At 51.6% G+C, this 16,987-nt stretch carries 19 protein-coding genes; 8 read left to right on the forward strand and 11 right to left on the reverse strand.

The window, feature by feature from the left end:
- Positions 1-154: 154 nt before the first annotated feature.
- From DEP07_RS13685 to DEP07_RS13705, 5 genes are all read right to left on the reverse strand, one after another.
- The gene (locus tag DEP07_RS13685) at positions 155-457 is read right to left on the reverse strand and encodes a YunC family protein (RefSeq protein WP_063227347.1); all 303 of its coding nucleotides are present in this window, start codon (positions 455-457) and stop codon (positions 155-157) included.
- A 70-nt stretch (positions 458-527) separates the two neighbouring features.
- Positions 528-767: a DUF6154 family protein gene (locus DEP07_RS13690; RefSeq protein ID WP_122964475.1), complete on the reverse strand. Its 240-nt coding sequence runs from the start codon at positions 765-767 to the stop codon at positions 528-530.
- Between the two features lie 17 nt (positions 768-784).
- Positions 785-2,242: a bifunctional metallophosphatase/5'-nucleotidase gene (locus DEP07_RS13695; RefSeq protein WP_287102611.1), complete on the reverse strand. Its 1,458-nt coding sequence runs from the start codon at positions 2,240-2,242 to the stop codon at positions 785-787.
- A gap of 28 nt (positions 2,243-2,270) precedes the next feature.
- Positions 2,271-3,095, reverse strand: a complete 825-nt coding sequence (locus DEP07_RS13700) for a sulfite exporter TauE/SafE family protein (protein ID WP_122964473.1) — start codon at positions 3,093-3,095, stop codon at positions 2,271-2,273.
- Positions 3,096-3,117: 22 nt separating this feature from the next.
- Positions 3,118-3,969, reverse strand: a complete 852-nt coding sequence (locus DEP07_RS13705) for a DUF72 domain-containing protein (protein WP_242774449.1) — start codon at positions 3,967-3,969, stop codon at positions 3,118-3,120.
- A 110-nt stretch (positions 3,970-4,079) separates the two neighbouring features.
- Here DEP07_RS13705 and DEP07_RS13710 point away from each other — a divergent pair, with 110 nt between their 5' ends.
- Positions 4,080-4,526 (forward strand): M67 family metallopeptidase, encoded by a 447-nt coding sequence (locus DEP07_RS13710; RefSeq protein ID WP_287102612.1) that lies wholly within the window; start codon positions 4,080-4,082, stop codon positions 4,524-4,526.
- Here the strand turns inward: DEP07_RS13710 and DEP07_RS13715 are convergent.
- Positions 4,448-5,860: an aspartate kinase gene (locus DEP07_RS13715; RefSeq protein WP_287102613.1), complete on the reverse strand. Its 1,413-nt coding sequence runs from the start codon at positions 5,858-5,860 to the stop codon at positions 4,448-4,450. The genes DEP07_RS13710 and DEP07_RS13715 overlap by 79 nt on opposite strands.
- A 175-nt stretch (positions 5,861-6,035) precedes the next feature.
- On the opposite strand from DEP07_RS13715, the gene DEP07_RS13720 reads away from it, so the two are divergent.
- Positions 6,036-6,791: a polysaccharide deacetylase family protein gene (locus DEP07_RS13720; RefSeq protein WP_287102614.1), complete on the forward strand. Its 756-nt coding sequence runs from the start codon at positions 6,036-6,038 to the stop codon at positions 6,789-6,791.
- A 55-nt stretch (positions 6,792-6,846) separates the two neighbouring features.
- On the opposite strand, the gene DEP07_RS13725 is transcribed toward DEP07_RS13720, so the two are convergent.
- The 3 genes from DEP07_RS13725 to DEP07_RS13735 form a co-directional block, all read right to left on the reverse strand.
- A complete protein-coding gene (locus DEP07_RS13725; protein WP_122964468.1) occupies positions 6,847-8,433 on the reverse strand; it encodes a flotillin family protein in 1,587 nt (528 codons plus the stop codon).
- A 19-nt stretch (positions 8,434-8,452) separates the two neighbouring features.
- Positions 8,453-8,974: a serine protease gene (locus DEP07_RS13730; RefSeq protein ID WP_287102615.1), complete on the reverse strand. Its 522-nt coding sequence runs from the start codon at positions 8,972-8,974 to the stop codon at positions 8,453-8,455.
- A 109-nt stretch (positions 8,975-9,083) separates the two neighbouring features.
- Positions 9,084-10,439 carry an Nramp family divalent metal transporter gene (locus tag DEP07_RS13735; RefSeq protein ID WP_122964466.1) on the reverse strand — a complete coding sequence of 452 codons (1,356 nt, stop codon included), beginning with the start codon at positions 10,437-10,439 and terminating at the stop codon, positions 9,084-9,086.
- Between the two features lie 214 nt (positions 10,440-10,653).
- Here DEP07_RS13735 and DEP07_RS13740 point away from each other — a divergent pair, with 214 nt between their 5' ends.
- The 5 genes from DEP07_RS13740 (at position 10,654) to DEP07_RS13760 (ending at position 14,061) form a co-directional block, all read left to right on the forward strand.
- Positions 10,654-10,803 (forward strand): hypothetical protein, encoded by a 150-nt coding sequence (locus tag DEP07_RS13740; protein ID WP_173599649.1) that lies wholly within the window; start codon positions 10,654-10,656, stop codon positions 10,801-10,803.
- 112 nt (positions 10,804-10,915) lie between these two features.
- Positions 10,916-12,325 (forward strand): helix-turn-helix domain-containing protein, encoded by a 1,410-nt coding sequence (locus DEP07_RS13745; RefSeq protein ID WP_287102616.1) that lies wholly within the window; start codon positions 10,916-10,918, stop codon positions 12,323-12,325.
- 168 nt (positions 12,326-12,493) lie between these two features.
- Complete coding sequence (locus DEP07_RS13750; RefSeq protein ID WP_217365631.1) at positions 12,494-12,829, forward strand: aspartyl-phosphate phosphatase Spo0E family protein; 336 nt, start codon at positions 12,494-12,496, stop codon at positions 12,827-12,829.
- Positions 12,830-12,904: 75 nt separating this feature from the next.
- On the forward strand, positions 12,905-13,534 hold the full coding sequence (locus tag DEP07_RS13755) for a hypothetical protein (RefSeq protein WP_287102617.1): 630 nt from the start codon (positions 12,905-12,907) through the stop codon (positions 13,532-13,534).
- Positions 13,531-14,061, forward strand: coding sequence for a hypothetical protein (locus tag DEP07_RS13760; protein WP_173598502.1), 531 nt, complete (start codon positions 13,531-13,533; stop codon positions 14,059-14,061). Before DEP07_RS13755 ends, DEP07_RS13760 begins: the two co-directional genes overlap by 4 nt.
- Before the next feature lie 68 nt (positions 14,062-14,129).
- Here DEP07_RS13760 and DEP07_RS13765 read toward each other — a convergent pair whose 3' ends face one another.
- Positions 14,130-14,321: a hypothetical protein gene (locus DEP07_RS13765; RefSeq protein WP_287102618.1), complete on the reverse strand. Its 192-nt coding sequence runs from the start codon at positions 14,319-14,321 to the stop codon at positions 14,130-14,132.
- Positions 14,322-14,380: 59 nt separating this feature from the next.
- Positions 14,381-15,817, reverse strand: a complete 1,437-nt coding sequence (locus DEP07_RS13770) for an aminotransferase-like domain-containing protein (protein WP_287102619.1) — start codon at positions 15,815-15,817, stop codon at positions 14,381-14,383.
- Between the two features lie 235 nt (positions 15,818-16,052).
- Between DEP07_RS13770 and DEP07_RS13775 the strand changes: the two genes are divergently transcribed.
- The gene (locus DEP07_RS13775; RefSeq protein WP_173596772.1) at positions 16,053-16,952 is read left to right on the forward strand and encodes a DMT family transporter; all 900 of its coding nucleotides are present in this window, start codon (positions 16,053-16,055) and stop codon (positions 16,950-16,952) included.
- Positions 16,953-16,987: the final 35 nt, after the last annotated feature.

Consider the following 16,987-nt stretch of genomic DNA (forward strand, 5'->3'; position numbering starts at 1 on the left):
TAGTTCAATAAAGCAGCGGCGAGTCTAAGCTTTCTTTTCCGGTCTTAGGTCGCCGCTGTTTCATTTATTGGGGTCAGTCTAAAAACAAAAAACACCTTCGTCTCATCGACAAAGGCGTTCCGTTGTCCATTTCTGAACCGTTAATTCATCATCGCTACAGCATTTTGACGACCGCTTCCCGTCCGATCATCCCCGCTGTGATGCCTTGCGCCTCCGCTGTTGTCGTCACCGATTCCAGCGGTGCATTCAGCAGCTCCTCAATCGTTTTCACGCCGACAGCCCTGCCAGCCAAAATCTCCCGGCTCGCCAGCCGCTCATTCAACAGACCCACGTCCAATGCTCCGCACATGATGTACCCTTTGTCTGTCGTCACCGCAAGCAATGTCGTCTTGGGAAGCCGTACCGTGACGGCAATCGCCGTCCCTTCCGGAAAGTGGATAGGCAATACCTCGACCATCCTGCTCCCTCCTTTTCTCTCCTGCCTTTTGCGTTACCATCCTATGACACAGGAGCGAAAAGTGTGTGAATCAGTGCAAGTTCACAGCCGGGAACTGCTCGTCTTCCATTGCGACCTTGCGCTTCATCACTTCAATCATATAAGTAGCCATCATGTGAAACAGCTCTTCCTCGTCCATTTCTTCCGCCAGTCCGAGCAGGGCGTCGCGGTCCTGCTCGTGCAAAACGCCAACCACCACGGCCGTAATGTCCTCTTCGTCACCGTTGAAATGACCTTTGTACAGTTCGTATACTTCGTCGATAAATCTCATGGCTCATCCCCCCTGCTTCATTCGATAGCATGCCCAGAACTTTCAGGGGACACCTTTTCCCATCTCGGCAAAAAAGCGCTTTGCACCAAAGTTCGGTCTGTGATCGTACTGGCAATCACTTCGCGAAGCATTTCCGGGTGGAAAAATTCAATCTCCCGCCCTTGCAGCAAGTCGGGAAACAGGCGGTTGTACATGAACATGTCAACCGTCCCGACACGATACTCCCGTTCGCGAATCAGCGGTTGCCCGTTGACTTCGATCGCGAGGATGTGCGGCTGCCCCGACTCTTCATAACGAATCCGCAGCCCGTCCACTGCCATCCAGCCTTCGATTTGGCCGCGAAAACCGCAGCCGCGCAGCTCGCGATGCACGATTTGCGGCTGGATCGCCTGCTCCAGCACACTGGCGAGCTGCTCCCCCGTCAACGTGACAGCGCAGGCGTTGATCGGGTGCGGCACGCTTTCCAAAAGCTGGGCAAACGTCAGACGGCCCTGATGCAAGTCGGACAGCAACAGTCCTCCGTTGGCGATCCCCACTTCTGCTTTGGTCCATCTGCGAATGCTCGCCGCCAAAAACGAGCCAAACGGCGTCTCCTCCGTCCAGTTGACGTGCAAATCCTGCTCCAGCTCAGCAATCGGCTGAAACAGACTGGCATCTGCCGCTGCCTTTTCCTTTTGCAAAAAATCGCGCAGCGCCTCATCCGGCGCGTAGCTGGCGGTGTCAAACAACTCTGCCGAGACATCCGCAATCTGTTTGCCGTCGCGATCCCACACAAGCCGGATGTGGCCTACGTGCTCGCCAAAACGCCCGGTCTGGGCAATCAACGTGTTTCCGACCCGTTCCCCGTGCGGAAGCGTATGGTGCGTATGACCGCCCAAAATCACGTCCAGCCCTTCGACTTCCGCGGCGATCCGGCAGTCCGTCTGATAACCGAGATGAGACAGCAAAATGAAAATATCCGCCGAAGAGCGCAAGGCAGCAACCTGCTCACGAATAAGCGGAAGCGGATCGAGAATTTCCCAGCCCAGGCTCTGATAAGTAGAAAAAGGAATCGTCATGCCAAGCAAAGCGACCCGCAGCTCTCCAAGCGTATGGATAGCATAGGGGACAGCCCACTGTGGAGGTGCCGAGGTAGCCTTATCCAGCAAGTTGCCGACGATGACCGTGAAGTCCGCTTGCTCGTACATCTCGTCGAGCTTCTCTTTTGGCAGCGTGATGCCCTCGTTGTTGCCGATCGTCGCATACTGGTAGCCGCATCTGTTCATGACTTGGACATTCGCTTTTCCGAAGCTTGCCTCCGAGCGGACATCCATGCGATCCATATGATCCCCGATATCGACTGTCAGCACATGTTCCTGTTGGGCCTCCCACAGCTGGCGGCTTGTTTTCAGGCAAGTCGCAATCTGCGGCATTTTTTCGAAATGACTATGCAGGTCATTCGTGTGCAGCAAGTGCAAGGTCCAGGTGTCCGCCACGACTTTCCCCTCCCTTTTGTCTCTAAGGTCAACCGATGATCGCTTTTATGATCATTTGTACAGCTATCGCCAAAATCAGGATGCGCAAGAACAGCACAATCGTGCGTCCTTTCAGCTTGCTGGCTATGACAGCGCCCAGCTTGCCGCCCGCCCATGCGCCAGGTGCCAGCATCGCCGCATACAGCCAGTTCACATGATCGTGAAAAATGTTTGTGACCGAGCCGATCACCGCCGAGAAAAAAATGACCAGCATGGAGGTCGCCGTGGCAATGTGCGGAGGAAACCGGAACAACAGCATCATCGCCGGAACCATCAACACTCCGCCACCCACGCCAAACAAAGAAGACGTGATCCCGACAAAAAAAGCGATCGTAATGACACTCACCCTGCTATATCCATACTCGTATTCATTGCCCTCGTTGTCGACAAACTGCCGCTTGATTTCCCAGTTGATCTGGCGCGGCCGGAGTTTGTCCTTGACCATCAGGATGACGAACATGCACAACTGAAACAAGCCAAAAAGCAGTGTAAAATCTTCTGTTGCTAGTAATGTATTAAGGTAGACACCCACGATAGCACCAGGCGCGCTGCCAATAAAAAAAAGCAGGGCGCTTTGCATATCGACTTTTTTTTGCTTGATATACGATATGGACGAGGACAGCGCCGTCACCGCAATCACAAGCAGCGAGGTCGCTGCCGCTACTTGCGGAGACATGGAGTTCGGCTCATACCAGTTGGCGAAAAACAGCAACGCCGGAACAAAAAAGATGCCGCCGCCAAGCCCGGCGATACTGCCAATGACTCCGGCGACCACCCCGATCACCAAAAACAAAACAGCGATGGCTACAAGCATGTCTCCCCTTCTTTCTTCCTTGTTAAAACAACTCCATCTGTCTGGGATTCAAACCGCTCGGATCAAGTCCCAGCATGTCTGAAAACTGCTTGGCGTTCGCTGCCGCATCGCCTCCAGAGTTATTGTTGAACAAAATGCAAACTTCATCCGCTTCCTGCTCAATCTGCCGGATGTGGACAAGCCACTCTGCCAGTTCTTCCTCGCTGTAGCGGTACAAGTAGCGCACATCGCGCCATTTTTGACCTTCTCCCGGATCGCGCCACCCCGATTTGTTGCGCCCGTGAAACCGGACGAGAGCCAGCGAAGAATGCGTGACGGCGGGCACAATCGGAACCGATCCTTGCCCCGCCTGTGGTTCATCGCACAAGACGTGCACGGCTTCGATTTTATGTAAAAAGTCCAGCGTGCGCTCTCTAAACCGCGCTTCGAACCAGCTCTGATGGCGAAACTCCACCGCAAACGGATACGCCTTCATCGCTTGCCGGCAAGCTTGGACATAATGAACATGTTCCCTGGTGCAGTCAAACCAGGGCGGGAATTGAAACAGAAGCGACTTCAGCTTCCCGGCCTCGACAAGCGGCTGGATGCTCTCCTCAAACTGTTGAAACAGCTCGCGCCGGTTCACAGGCGCATCTCCCCGCTGATGGCCCGTCATCGCCTGGTGCGGCTTCACGATAAATCCAAAACGGTCCGGAGTGTCCCGGACCCACGACTCGTAGTTTCGCTGTGGTAAAATGGCGTAAAAAGAGCTGTCTACTTCCACAATCGGAAAATGGCTGGCGTACACCGCCAATTTATCGCCGCTGCGCACCCCTTGTCCGTACAGCGTGTCATGATCGCCCCAGCCACAGACACCCACATGTATCGTACTCATGGCAAACACCCCTAACAAAATCAAGCGAAATCAAACAGGAGGAGTCCCTTCGCATGAAAACAACTGACTGGTTGGGTGACCCCTTTGCGTTTAAGGATAACAAATTATACATGGGCCGAAAAGTAGCGAACCGCCTCCTGCGTGACGCTCAGGAGGCGGTTCCTTATGAGTTTTCCGCTCTGCTTGCGGGCAGAGACGCGACGATTACCGATGCGGTTGCCATGCCGATCTCTTCGGACACAGGCAACTTTTCCTGGGACGGCCCTGCCTTTCTCCAGGCGCTTCACTCCATTCGCAAGCGCCAGCTGCAATGGCTGGGCGTCCTGCACACGCACCCGCATACCGCTCCCATCCCGTCCAGACAAGACGTTTTGGGCTGGCACTACCCTACGCTTTCCTACTGGATCGTCAGCTTGGCGTCTGAGACACCGGAGTGGCGCGTCTATCAATGGAAGAACGGGGCATTTCTGTTGCGCGATTACACCGTGACAGAAGCGGCGGACGAAGCAGCCAACAGTTCTGCTGCTGTCTCCCCTTCGTCTCCAAAAAACTCCTGATACAAGGCGATTACGGCGCGGTCGGCTTCTGCCGCTTTCACCCCGAACATCATGCTGACTTCAGAAGAGCCTTGATTGATCATCTCCAGATTCACCTTCGCCGCAGCCAAAGCAGTAGTCGCTCTGGCTGTGGTGCCCACCGATTGGCGCATTCCTTCCCCGACGATCATGACGAGTGCGAGACTGTGCTGCACCGCGACGTCGTCCGCTCCCAGCTCGCGAAACATGCGCTCGATGATCCGCTTTTCCTTCTCTTCTGTCAGGTCTTTCTCGCGCAAAATGACCGAAATATTGTCGATCCCGGAAGGAGTGTGCTCGTACGAAATCCCTTCCTCCTCAAAAATTTGCAACAGCTTGCGGCCAAAGCCGATTTCTTTGTTCATCAAATACTTGCTGACGTAAATGCTGCAAAAGCCGCTGTCGCTGGCGATTCCCGACACCCTGTTTGTCGCAAACGGACGCTCGGCAACGATCATGGTGCCTGGCGCAGACGGATTGTTCGTATTTTTGATGCACACCGGAATGTCAGCCTCGTAAGCCGGAATTAGCGCTTCCTCATGAAACACGCTGAATCCCGAATAAGACAGCTCCCGCATCTCGCGGTACGTGATTTCCTTCACTTCCTTCGGGTTGGCAATCAAGTTCGGATTCACGACGTACACCGAGTCGACATCGGTAAAGTTTTCGTACACTTCCGCAGTCACCGCTGCCGCCAAAATCGAGCCGGTAATGTCCGAGCCGCCACGCGAGAACGTCACCAACTCACCGCTTTTCGCATACCCGAAAAAGCCGGGAAAGACAGTAATTCCGCTACGTTCCCGCAAAGAAGCGAGCTTCGCGTAAGCTTCCGGCAAAACGTGGGCGTTGCCCGCTTCGTCGGATACGAGCATCCCCGCGTCCTGCGGATTGACGTAGCTCGCTTCCTCGCCCAAGCTTCGCAAGTAGTGGGCCACGATTTTGGCGCACGTATCCTCTCCCGCTGCTTTGGCAGCATCCATGAAGCGCTCCGCTGACAAGCCTTGCCGATTGCTCAGCACGTCATCCAGCTCGCTTTTGATTTGCTCTGCGACAGCTTCTCCCAGCCCCAGCTCAGCGATGATCTCCTCGTAACGCGCAAAAACAGCCTGCTTTTCTTCCTCCGCCTGCTGCTCCTGCAAAAAACGGTTCGCGTAGCCGATCAAGAGGTCTGTTACTTTTGTATCTTCCTTATGTCTTTTGCCAGGGGCTGAAACGACGACGAGACGTCTGTCCCGATCCGCCAAAACGATGCTGCACACTTTTTTTATTTGCTCGGCATTCGCCAGGGAAGTGCCACCAAATTTTGCTACCTTCATTCTTTACTCCTCCATCTATCCGCTCTTGTCCGGTCTTTTTCTTTACATGAATTATGTTACTAGCTTAATGTATCCACCCAAAAAGTACAAGTGTCTTTTCCACAAGTACACAACAGAATAATTTGGACAAGTTGACGCATAGTAACGGGTGAGAGATTCCACAATGAGGTGTGTTATGAAAAAACATGTACGCTTGCTCCTCCTCACCTGTGCCGTGTTCCTGCTTCTCTCCTACAGCCAAACGGTGTCCGCGATTCGCGAAAAAAATCGCGAATACTACGAGACGCGCGGGGAGATCGTCTGGGAAGTTCCCACGAAAAGCAAGATCATTGCCCTCACTTTTGACGACGGGCCGGACCCGGGCTACACCCCGCAAATTGCCGCCCTGCTGAAAAAGTACGAGGCCAAGTCTACCTTTTTCGTGGTTGGCTCACGTGTAAGCCAGTACCCGGAAGTCGTTCGCTCGCTGGCTCAGGATCAGCACGAGATTGCCAACCATACCTACAGCCACCCCGATATTCGCCGCCTTTCCCCGGAGCAGTTGCGAGAGGAAGTCGAAAAGACTCAGGAAGCGATTCATTCGGCAACAGGAATACGGCCTGCGCTGTTCCGTCCGCCTGGGGGATACTACAGCGAGTCCATCGTGCATACGGCGAAGCAGTCCGGCTTTTTGGTCATCATGTGGTCGTGGCACCAGGATACGCGCGATTGGGCAGACCCCGGCGTCAAAAAGATCGTCGACAAGGTGCTGAACAACGCCCGCAACGGCGATATTGTCCTGTTCCATGACTACGGCGGAAACCGGAAACAGACGGTGCAGGCGCTGGAACAAATTTTGCCCGAGCTGAAAAAACGCGGCTACAGCTTCGTTACCGTCAGTGAGCTGATGAAGCACTCCGGTAGACTCAAGCAAGTAGACCGAGCGGATTAAACAGCACAAATCCCCCTTGTGGCTGAAGGGGGATTTGTGTTTTGTCACCTTCGCATTATGCTTTGTGATCCGTTTTGTTTGCTGGTCGTGCCTTGTCATCTGCGGGATTGCCCGCGAGCAAGTGGGAGATAGACGGAGCAGCAGGCTGGCTTTGGTTCGCCGTTGGAACAGACTGCGCCGCACTGCCCTTTTGCATGAAATCGGAAATCATTTTGTTCATATCAAGCCCGGATACGTCTTTGAGCATCTCTGGCAGTTGGGCCATCAGCTTCGTGACATTGCCGCTCAGTCGGTTGACGCCGTCTCCCTGACCGCCGCCCGCATCCACAATCGTTACTTTGTCGATCGCCCTCATCGGCTCGGCAATTTTTTCGGCCAGTTCAGGCAGCATTTTGGCGATGATGTCCAAGATGGCGGCATGACCGAACTTCTCGAACGCTTCCGCGAGCTTTTCCTTCCCTTCCGCTTCGGCTTCCAGCTTGAGGCGCGTTACTTCTGCCTCTGCGCTTCCTTTCGCCTTCTCGGCTTCGGCAATCGCCAGACCTTCCAGTCGCTTCTGCTCCGCCATCGCTTTCGCCTCTGCCTCGATCCGGTATTTGAGCGCATCTGCTTCGCGCAGTTTTTTCGCCTTTTCCGCTTCCGCCGCTTGCTCCACGGAGTAGCGATCCGCATCGGCTTTTTTCTTCACTTCCGCGTCATATTGCTTCTCGCGGCGCAAAATTTCTTTTTCTTCCAGCTCGATCTCTTTTTGCTTGCGCACCAGATCGATTTTCATTTCTTCTTCCGTAACTTGCTGCTTGGCGACAGCTTCTTGCAGCTTGTAGGCTTGGTCCGCGCTTGCTTTCGCCCGGTCCTGCTCCTGTTTGAAGGCAGCTACCTTCAGCTCTTTATCTTTCTCCGCTTCCGCGATGTTCGTTTCTTTCAGCAGCTCGGCTTTGCGCGCCTCTTCTTCGGCCTGGGCCTGTCTGATCCGCGCTTCCTTGTCTGCGTCGGCTTGCGAGATCGTCGCATCGCGCTTGACTGCCGCGATCTGCGGAATCCCCAGCGCTGCCAAATAACCGTTTTTGTCGCGCACATCCTTGATCGTGAAGCTGACCACGGACAGCCCCATTTTTTTCAAATCTTTGGTCGCGACCGATTGAACTTCCTGGGCAAAGCGCTCGCGGTTTTTGTAAATTTCCTCCACCGTCATGCTGCCGAGAATCGCCCGCAAGTAGCCTTCGAGCACTTCCTGCGCCTCGGCACGCAGAGCCTCATCTTTTTTGCCCATGAACTGCTCGGCAGCGGTGGCAATATCCTCGATCGAACCGCCGACCTTGATAATCGCCACACCGTCCGCCATGACAGGTACACCTTGCTCTGTATATACTTCTGGCGTGGACACGTCGAGCTTGTGGGACAGAAGACTCAGAAAATTTGCTTGTTGAAAAATCGGGAGGATGAACGCACCGCCGCCGCGGACGATTTTCATTTTGCGGCCAGACTCGTCGCTCAGCACATTTTTCGTGCCCAAATAACTCCCTGTCACGATCATCGCTTCATCGGCACCAACGGTTTTGTACCTTGCCCAAAATGCGATCCCCAAAACGAGAAAGACTGCGACTACGATACCGACCGTTACTAAAATGTCCGGTTCAAACATGCACTCTCAGCTCCTTTTTCTATGATTCAGGCTGGAAAGGAATAACGTACAAGACATGGTCGCGCACTTCTACCACTACGACGCGCGTTCCTTGCGGGATGCTTACCCGCTCCAGACTGGCAGCCATATGGTAGGTCGTCCCGCTGAGCATGGGCAACAGCACTTCGCCCAAGCCCTCTGCCGGAATCGTCGTGCCCACCTCGCCCAGCTTTCCGCCCAGTTGGGTCATGGAATAGCCTGTTGAGTTCTCTGCCTGGCTCATCGGCTTTACCCAGAGAAAGTACGCGAAGACTGCCAAACCCGCACCGATGACCGCGGACAACACAAACACGACGAGGTCAGACAAACTGGTAAAACGGGACAAAATATACCCGGCGCCGCCAAAAGCGGTGAGGCCGCTGACAAAAGTGATTGGCTGAAACAGCGGCAAATGAAAATGATCGAGCCAATCCGAGACCGCATCGCCGAATAAAAGCGATAGGACGGTATAAATAATGCCACTCACAAGGCAGACCATGTAGACGGTTTCAAGTACGCCCACGCTTGTCACTCCTTTCCAAGATTGCATCTATTTTTCATACGTTTCAGCTCGGAAAAGGTTTCATAATTAAGGAAAATCCTCCCTGTATACAGAGAGGATTTTCTCGCTTTTATCCGATAAATGTTTGCACGAGCAAATACAGATTCAGCCCCATAATGATCGTCGCCACGATCCAGGCCAGCCATTTCAGCCACCCGGCGTTGGCAAACTCGCCCATTTTGGCCTTGTCGCTGGTGAATTTAACGAGCGGCACGACAGCAAAGGACAGTTGGAGGGACAAAATGACCTGGCTCAAAATCAGCAAGTCGGTAGCCCCGCTCTCGCCGTACAGCGCGGTGACGATGACGGCTGGCACGATGGCAATCAGGCGGGTAATCAACCGGCGCAGCCATGGGGTGATTCGCAAGTTCAAAAAGCCTTCCATGACTATCTGGCCTGCGAGCGTTCCCGTCAATGTCGAGTTCATCCCCGCCGCCAACAGAGCGACCCCGAACAAAATGCTGCCAAGCGTCGTGCCGAGCAGGGGAGCCAGCAGGTGATAAGCGTCTGCAATGTCGGCCACATCTGTCATCCCCGCCTGGTGAAATGTCGCGGAGGACAAGATCAGGATCGCTGCATTGATCGCCATGGCGAACACCAGGGCAATCGTCGAATCGAGCGTTGCGTATTTGATCGCTTCCTTTTTCCCCAACGTCGTCTGGTCGTACTGTCTCGTTTGCACGATGGACGAGTGCAAGTACAAGTTGTGCGGCATGACCGTCGCCCCCAAAATCCCGATCGCAATGTAGAGCATCTCCGGATTTTTCACAATCTCTGTGCTGGGGATGAAGCCGCCGAGAATCCCGGCGATGTCCGGCTGCGACCAAAACATCTCGAATGCGAAGCAAGCACCGATCGTCGCAATCAGGGCAATCACGAGCGCTTCAATATAGCGGAATCCTTTGTTTTGCAAAAACAGGACGATCATGACATCAAGCGCGGTAATCAACACACCGTACACGAGCGGTATTCCGAAAAGCAAATTCAGGGCGATTGCCGCCCCGATGACTTCTGCCAGGTCGCACGCCGCGATGGCAAGCTCGCACAGTACCCACAGTCCCATGGCTACCGGCTTGCTGTAGTGATCCCGGCATGCCTGCGCCAAGTCTCTTCCTGTCACAATCCCCAGCTTTCCAGCCAGCGCTTGCAGCAAGATCGCCATCAGGTTCGATAGCAAAATAACGGAGAGCAAGGAGTAGCCGAAAAGGGAGCCGCCCGCAATATCCGTCGCCCAGTTGCCCGGGTCCATATAGCCGACCGCCACGAGATAGCCGGGGCCAGCGAAAGCTAGAAACTTGCGAACCCACGAGCCTTTGGTCGGAACTTTCATAGAGCGGTGGACTTCCGGCAACGATGGCCCATCCGCCTCTTTTCTCCATGCTTGCTGATTTTGGGCAGCTTCGCCTGAGTTTGATCTGGATAGCATAACCCTTCACCTCAATTTGTGGATCAAGTCACCTTTTTTGCCCCAAGGCAACTCTTGGTCAAAAAAATATAGAAATTTGCCTCCACCAAAAATGTTTACCTAGCGAAATATATGTTTTATTATACTCCGATTCCGCCCTTTTGCAATGGTTGCCCTGCATATATTTGGGCGCTTGTTGAACACTACTCGTATTCCTTTTCAGGAGGGCTTGATCGTGAATTGGGAACAGGAACTGGCCGAGCAGATGAGCGGCAGCTCCGATTACGTCCAGCAACAGCTGCGGATCGGAGAAAATGTCTACACGGTATGTTATTTAGAGTGTTTGGTCGAGGCCAACTATATTCAGGATGAAGGTGTAATCTAAATGAACAAATATTGAAGGGTGATATTTTTTGTAAAATATTTACATGAGATTGCACCTTCTGTAAAATATAGGAAGTCTGGTGTTACTTGTGTTAAGGAGGAATAGATGTAATATGGGGGAAGGCAAGACAGTTCAACGATCATTACGATCAGAGATTGAATATCATTTAAAAGAACGTGGTTACACACTGACTAGACTTAGCGAGATAACAGGTATTAATCAGGGAGTATTGAGCGACCTCGTAAATCGAATTCCACCACGGGCAATGACGATTGGGCACTTGGATGCATTCGCTCATGTGTTTGAGCAAGCTCAAGGCTGGCTGTACGAATTGTACGAGGCAGAGTGTTTTGTAGAAGGAAGAGTTTCGCGCTCCAGGGTTATCCCATTCCTGGTTCGATGCGCGGAAATTGGTCGGCGGGATTGCATTGATTCGATTGTTTCCAAGCTACTGGACTATCAGAAAAACACATCCATTCTTTTTCAGGTAGCTGAGCAACTTTTTACCAAAGGGAAACGTAAGGAGTCGGTTCTTTTTTATCAGTTCGTCATTGATACGGATAAAGACAGCCACAATGAACGTTTTGTCATCGCACAGTATCGATTATTTCGAGTTCTACAAGGCACCGATTCCGAGAAAAATTGGAGGGCAGTTATACAATTTGACCCATATCGAAAGAGACTGCCTGAAAACTATCAATTGGATGCCCTATTACAGCTTGCCAATGTATGCTTTTCGCTTCACAAATGGAAAGAGGTAGAGCGCTATGCAGATGAGCTAAGAGAGTTGGCAACTGCTGTTTATCAGAATGAGTTGCGTGGGCGAAAAATCAACAGAAAAACCCTTCCGCTGAAGACAGAACGGCATTTAGTTGTATACTACGGTCAGGGATTCCTTTTGAAGAGTGCTGCCCTGGAAAAACAAGGATTGTATGAAGAAGCGAAGGAGTATATCTCTGGTTATGCTGATCTGAGTGGGTTTGAACTATTGGATGAAACTGGACGGATAGAGGTAGAAAAGTTTCGACTGTGGGCAACGGCTAATCGATATACGTTAGAGGTCCTTCTGGGTGACATCGATGTTCTGCCTATATACACTCGTTTCCTTATCGATCACCCCAACGAACTCCTTTCTGGCCTAATAGGCATTATGGAATCAGCCAATAAGCATAGATTTAAAGTGGATGAGATTCTCAAACAATTTTCAAATCAGATTAATGATTTTAATGATTACAATGATCCCATCCAGACGGATCGTTATTTTCGTTTTCGATATGAGCTAGCTATGTATCGACTTCACAATGACCAGTACGTAAGCGGAATGGAGGATACTTTACGTTGTCTGGTTTTATCGGCTATCATGAAGAATGACAGTAATTTCATTCGTTGCGTTACACTATTTGAAACTTTCCGATCACATGCAACAGATCAACAACAAAGGGAGTACAAGCGAATCATGGAGGGGATACGAAATGAAGAGGTCGATTTTGCTATCAATAGCTCTAGTTTTGGGACTGTGTAGCAGCGTCGCGAGTGGACAAACAGCAATTCCTAAAGGAACCGTTATACAATATGAGCACGGTGTTGGTGGATAAACACTAAAAGTAATCATCCTCTTTTGAGGATGTTTTTTTTTACTATTCAAATTTTATCAATCGCTAACTTTTTGAATGTTAGTATATAGTTATAAATGTACTTTATTGTAATAAAAAGGGAAGTGATAACCATAGGAGCTATTGCCTATAAAAAGGGCGTTCCACCCCTTCACCAGGTTAAAGGAACGCCCACAGGAGGAGCAGTTACAGCTCCTATAAGTAAAAGTACCATGCTACCTTTAGATCGGGAAGGAGAGACTTATCACGATGTAGATCATTTGAAAAACATTGTGGAACAATTAAGGGAACAACTGGTGCAATTGTTTTTGGAGAAGAATGATTTGTTGGATGATGAAGTCGTGGAATTAAGTCAGCAATTAGATCAGTACATTCTGTTAATTCAATCAAGAATGATATTTGAATCGAAGTAATCACAACCTTAATTGAAAATATATGTTGTAATCGTTTTGTATTTAAAAATTCTGATAATATACAGGAGGATAAAAATGAATATTAAAAAACTTTCTTTCGCAACTCTCTTACTTAGCAGTTTAGTTGTATCTGGAGCTGGTTCTGCCTTCGCAGTATCTCAAAGTGCGCCTATTAAAATAGGTAACCTACAGATCGTTGAACGTGTATATGAGAACCCAGTAGAGTACGATTTTACAGATGCCCTTACAAAGAACGATTCATCTAAATTTAGGCCTTTAGGAAATGATATGACTGGAAAAGTCTATGAAATTTCTTCTAAGGACCTATACAATTCAAAATCCTATGAGGCTGATATTGAAAATGATAGTAACGAAAACGATTCCTTTTCAAGAAAAGTGACAAGAAAAACCTTTCTGACTGGAAAAATAGGTGCGTCTGCCGAGACAAAAGTCAACTGGAGGATAATAGAGGGGAAAGTAGGCATTAATGCAGAAGTTTCATTTGGAAGTGAAGATACTGTAGAAACAACCCATACATGGGTCATACCAAAGCGTACTCTTACAACTGTTGAATACGGATCGAAAGCCGTAAAAACAACCGGAAGCTTAGTCGAATATTTTCAAGGCAGAGTAAAAGATTCTCACTATGTTAACGTGAAATACTCGTACAAAGAGTATTCTAGCAAAAAATCAAGAGATCTATGATCCGCCCTCTCTATAGTTTTCTCCTTCTGTTCATAGTTCTCCTTAGCGGTTGCAGCGAGGCTAGTTCATCTGATACAGTCCCTAAAGAGAAGTCATATGTAAGCGTTTACGAATATTTTGATGAATTTACAGGTGAGAATTTAAAAACATCCGTGCTTCAGATAACAAAAAACGGTAATTCGGTAGAACTCACGTTACGAATCTTACTTTCGGACCATTTGAAAGAAAAAATGATGCATACTGAAAAACCCATTTACTTTACGTTTGCAGATTTGCCAGGGAACGAGACAATTAAAAATTTGCTTGTTGAGACTCCTTCACTCGTTCAAATTGAGTTAAACAGCAAAGAGAATCGGTATACGATTTCGCAACGGCTAAAGCTAAAAGAAAATGTAACAGAAGCTGATAACCAGGCGCTACTGTCTCCTGCTAGTTACCGATTTCAGGTCATAAACGAAGAAAAGCTCTCTGTAGCTAGTTTTATGGGTTTAGAATATTCGCTACTTCCAGAAGATAATCCGAAGTAGCAGATCAATTGTTAATGCCAGTAATCCTTAGCGTACAGGATACCGGCATTTTTTCTGTTATCCATGCCTCAGCGTACAAAATCCGCATCTTGTTGGCGGTCCCCCTGAAGGTCTCGTACAGCCGCATCACGGGTCAGCTGCCGATTGCGGTAGGCGACATAGTACCGAAAACGCAAAATCAGACCGACCACAAAAAGCAAAATGACCAAATAATAAGAGGTCAGGGATTCGAGAAATCCGATAACAAGCGAAAATCCCATCGTACTCCCCCTTTTCCATCCTGATGTGATTTTCCTAGTATGGTCCAGGGGTACGTTCCTTATCGCTTGCTCATTTGAAGCACCTTTTTCAGGCGGCGAATCCCTTCCCTGATTTTGTCCGGCTCTTCCCACGAATACGTCAGCCGGAGCCACCCCGGCTCGGCACCATACACCCCGCCCGGAGTGAAGACGACTCCCTCCCGGATTGCACGATCCAGCAGCTCCTGTTCCTCTAGCGGCTCATGCAGTTGGCACCAGATGTGATAGCTGCCCGCTGGTCTGTTCCAGGCAGCATATTGTTGCAATTCGGTTTCCAAAGCAGCGTTCATCGCCTGTTGCTGCTCTCGCAAGTAAATGGCGAGTTTGTTTATTTGCTCCTGCCAGCTTGCTTCCTGCAAAAAATGACGCGCAAGCTGCTGCGAGATACTGCTTGTGCCGAAGTCCATCTGCTGCTTGGCGTCAGCAAGCCGCTCCACGACAGAGCGCGGCCCCACCAGCCAACCGATCCGCAGCCCCGGAGCTACCGTCTTGGACACACTGTTGACGTAAAGCACATGTCCCGCTTGGTCAATCGCCTTGATCGGTCGCGGAGGAAGTGCCGCTCCTGCCAGACTGAGCGCCCCGTAGGCGTCATCCTCCACCAAAGGAATCCGCAATTCCTGGCACGCGGCCAAAAGCTGCGCCCGCCTCGGTTCACTCATCACAATTCCGGTCGGATTATGGTATGTCGGATTGGCGAAAACCATTTTGATCCGCTGTTCTCGATGCAAAGCAACCAGTGCCTCCGTGATGATCCCTTGCTCGTCTTGCGGCAGCCGAAACAGCCGCAGCCCGGCCGAGCTGAACAGCGGCAAGGAATACGAGTAAGACGGCCCTTCCATCGCGACCGCATCGCCCGGATTCAACAGGCACTGCGTAATCAGATGCAGCGCCTGCTGCGCCCCGGAGGTCACCAAAATTTCCTCGCTGTCCGCTTTGATCCCGTAATGCTGCGCCAAATGCTCGGACAGCACGGCCCGCAGTCCCGGATCTCCTTTTGGCTGCGCGTAGCCAAGCTCCAGGTGCATATGCTTCAAACCGCCCAACTGCTCGGCAGACATAGACGGAATCATCGACGTATGCAGCTCTGCTTTCGCCAGGTTAATGATCGAGGAATCCAGGCAAGCATCCTGGATGCGTTTGGCAAGCGGATAGGCAGGCAAAAATGCGCCTCCGTTCGTGTATTTGTACCAGTTCGGCATTTGCTGGACTCCCCACAAATGTCGGCTGACCCATGTACCGCTTCCTTGCCACGATTGCAACAGCCCTGTTGCCCGCAATTCCTCATATGCCGCTGATACCGTTCCCCGGTTTACGCCGAATCTTCTCGCCAATACCCGCTCGGGCGGCAAAGAAGCGCCTGGCGGCAGCTCCCCGGATACGATTTGCTGCTCCAATCTTTTCGCGATTTGCTGATACACCGGAATCCCCGCAAGCTTGTCAGGCTTCCACTCCATTTCGCTCCCGCCTCTTCACCGTCTTTTTTTCCATTAGCTTCGACAAATTGGCCTACTCATCCTGCTGCCAATTGGCCCTACCGTTCCCATCCGTCCTCTACTAAGCTGAAAGCACACTGTTCGCATTTCTCATCAACAAAGGACGGGATCACAAATGAAAGCAGACTCTCTACCGGAGGAAGCACACACAAAACGGGCGCAAGACACGCCCGCACAAGCAAAGCCTGACGGCGGCATGACCTTGGAAAAGGCGGGCATGCTATACGGCTTGCTCGGCGTATGCAGCTTCAGCCTCACCCTGCCTGTGACAAAAGTGGTCGTCACTGCGCTCTCGCCCGCATCGGCCGGACTTGGCCGTGCGCTGATCGCTGCCATCTTGGCTGCATTGGTTCTCGTGTTCAAGCGCGTTCCGCTGCCGTCCTTGGCCCAATTCAGCCAGCTCGTCCTCGTTTCCGCTGGCGTGGTGATCGGCTTTCCTTTTTTCTCCTCATGGGCAATGGAGCGCGTGCCCGCTACCCACGGCGCGGTCATTATCGCCCTGCTGCCGCTCGCAACAGCAGGCGCAGCCGCCTTTTTTGCCGGAGAGCGCCCGGGAAAAACGTACTGGCTTTCCAGCATAGTCGCGTGCCTGACGATTATCGGCTACGCTGTTCTCTCCGGGTTTGGCGCCTTGCAATGGGCTGACCTCGCGTTGCTCGGAGCCGTCGTGTCCGCTGCCATCGGCTACGCCGTCGGCGGGCAGCTCTCCAAAACGCTTGGCGGCTGGCAAGTGATCAGCTGGTCGTTGATTATCGCTTTCCCGTTTCTCGTCGTGCCGATCGCGGGTCCGCTCCTGACGGAATTGCAGCGTGCTTCCTGGACCGTCTGGGCTGGCTTTGGCTACATCAGCGTCGTCAGCATGTTTCTCGGCTTTTTTGCCTGGTATCACGGCCTTGCGCTTGGCGGCGTCGCCCGCGTCAGCCAGACCCAATACTTCCAGCCGTTTTTGTCGATTATCGCCTCCTGGCTGCTTCTCGCCGAGCCTTTTACATGGGGAGCCGTGCTGGCGACCGTCATCGTCGTGCTCGCTGTTGCCAAAGGAAAAAATGCCTCTGTCACCGAAAAACAGCCAGCGCCGTCCACGCCTGGCAGATAACAACTGCTTCCTCCAAGCTCACAAGCATCTTGTCT

This window comes from Brevibacillus sp., from assembly GCF_003521185.1.
Taxonomy (GTDB): Bacteria; Bacillota; Bacilli; order Brevibacillales; family Brevibacillaceae; genus Brevibacillus; species Brevibacillus parabrevis.

What these genes read in the sequence shown, in the direction of transcription:
- DEP07_RS13685 (WP_063227347.1), bottom strand. Translation starts at nt 457, where the DNA reads ATGGTCGAGGTATTGCCTATCCACTTTCCGGAAGGGACGGCGATTGCC.
- DEP07_RS13690 (WP_122964475.1), bottom strand. Translation starts at nt 767, where the DNA reads ATGAGATTTATCGACGAAGTATACGAACTGTACAAAGGTCATTTCAAC.
- DEP07_RS13700 (WP_122964473.1), bottom strand. Translation starts at nt 3,095, where the DNA reads ATGCTTGTAGCCATCGCTGTTTTGTTTTTGGTGATCGGGGTGGTCGCC.
- DEP07_RS13705 (WP_242774449.1), bottom strand. Translation starts at nt 3,969, where the DNA reads ATGAGTACGATACATGTGGGTGTCTGTGGCTGGGGCGATCATGACACG.
- DEP07_RS13710 (WP_287102612.1), top strand. Translation starts at nt 4,080, where the DNA reads ATGGGCCGAAAAGTAGCGAACCGCCTCCTGCGTGACGCTCAGGAGGCG.
- DEP07_RS13715 (WP_287102613.1), bottom strand. Translation starts at nt 5,860, where the DNA reads ATGAAGGTAGCAAAATTTGGTGGCACTTCCCTGGCGAATGCCGAGCAA.
- DEP07_RS13720 (WP_287102614.1), top strand. Translation starts at nt 6,036, where the DNA reads ATGAAAAAACATGTACGCTTGCTCCTCCTCACCTGTGCCGTGTTCCTG.
- DEP07_RS13725 (WP_122964468.1), bottom strand. Translation starts at nt 8,433, where the DNA reads ATGTTTGAACCGGACATTTTAGTAACGGTCGGTATCGTAGTCGCAGTC.
- DEP07_RS13735 (WP_122964466.1), bottom strand. Translation starts at nt 10,439, where the DNA reads ATGCTATCCAGATCAAACTCAGGCGAAGCTGCCCAAAATCAGCAAGCA.
- DEP07_RS13745 (WP_287102616.1), top strand. Translation starts at nt 10,916, where the DNA reads ATGGGGGAAGGCAAGACAGTTCAACGATCATTACGATCAGAGATTGAA.
- DEP07_RS13750 (WP_217365631.1), top strand. Translation starts at nt 12,494, where the DNA reads ATGTACTTTATTGTAATAAAAAGGGAAGTGATAACCATAGGAGCTATT.
- DEP07_RS13755 (WP_287102617.1), top strand. Translation starts at nt 12,905, where the DNA reads ATGAATATTAAAAAACTTTCTTTCGCAACTCTCTTACTTAGCAGTTTA.
- DEP07_RS13760 (WP_173598502.1), top strand. Translation starts at nt 13,531, where the DNA reads ATGATCCGCCCTCTCTATAGTTTTCTCCTTCTGTTCATAGTTCTCCTT.
- DEP07_RS13765 (WP_287102618.1), bottom strand. Translation starts at nt 14,321, where the DNA reads ATGGGATTTTCGCTTGTTATCGGATTTCTCGAATCCCTGACCTCTTAT.
- DEP07_RS13770 (WP_287102619.1), bottom strand. Translation starts at nt 15,817, where the DNA reads ATGGAGTGGAAGCCTGACAAGCTTGCGGGGATTCCGGTGTATCAGCAA.
- DEP07_RS13775 (WP_173596772.1), top strand. Translation starts at nt 16,053, where the DNA reads ATGACCTTGGAAAAGGCGGGCATGCTATACGGCTTGCTCGGCGTATGC.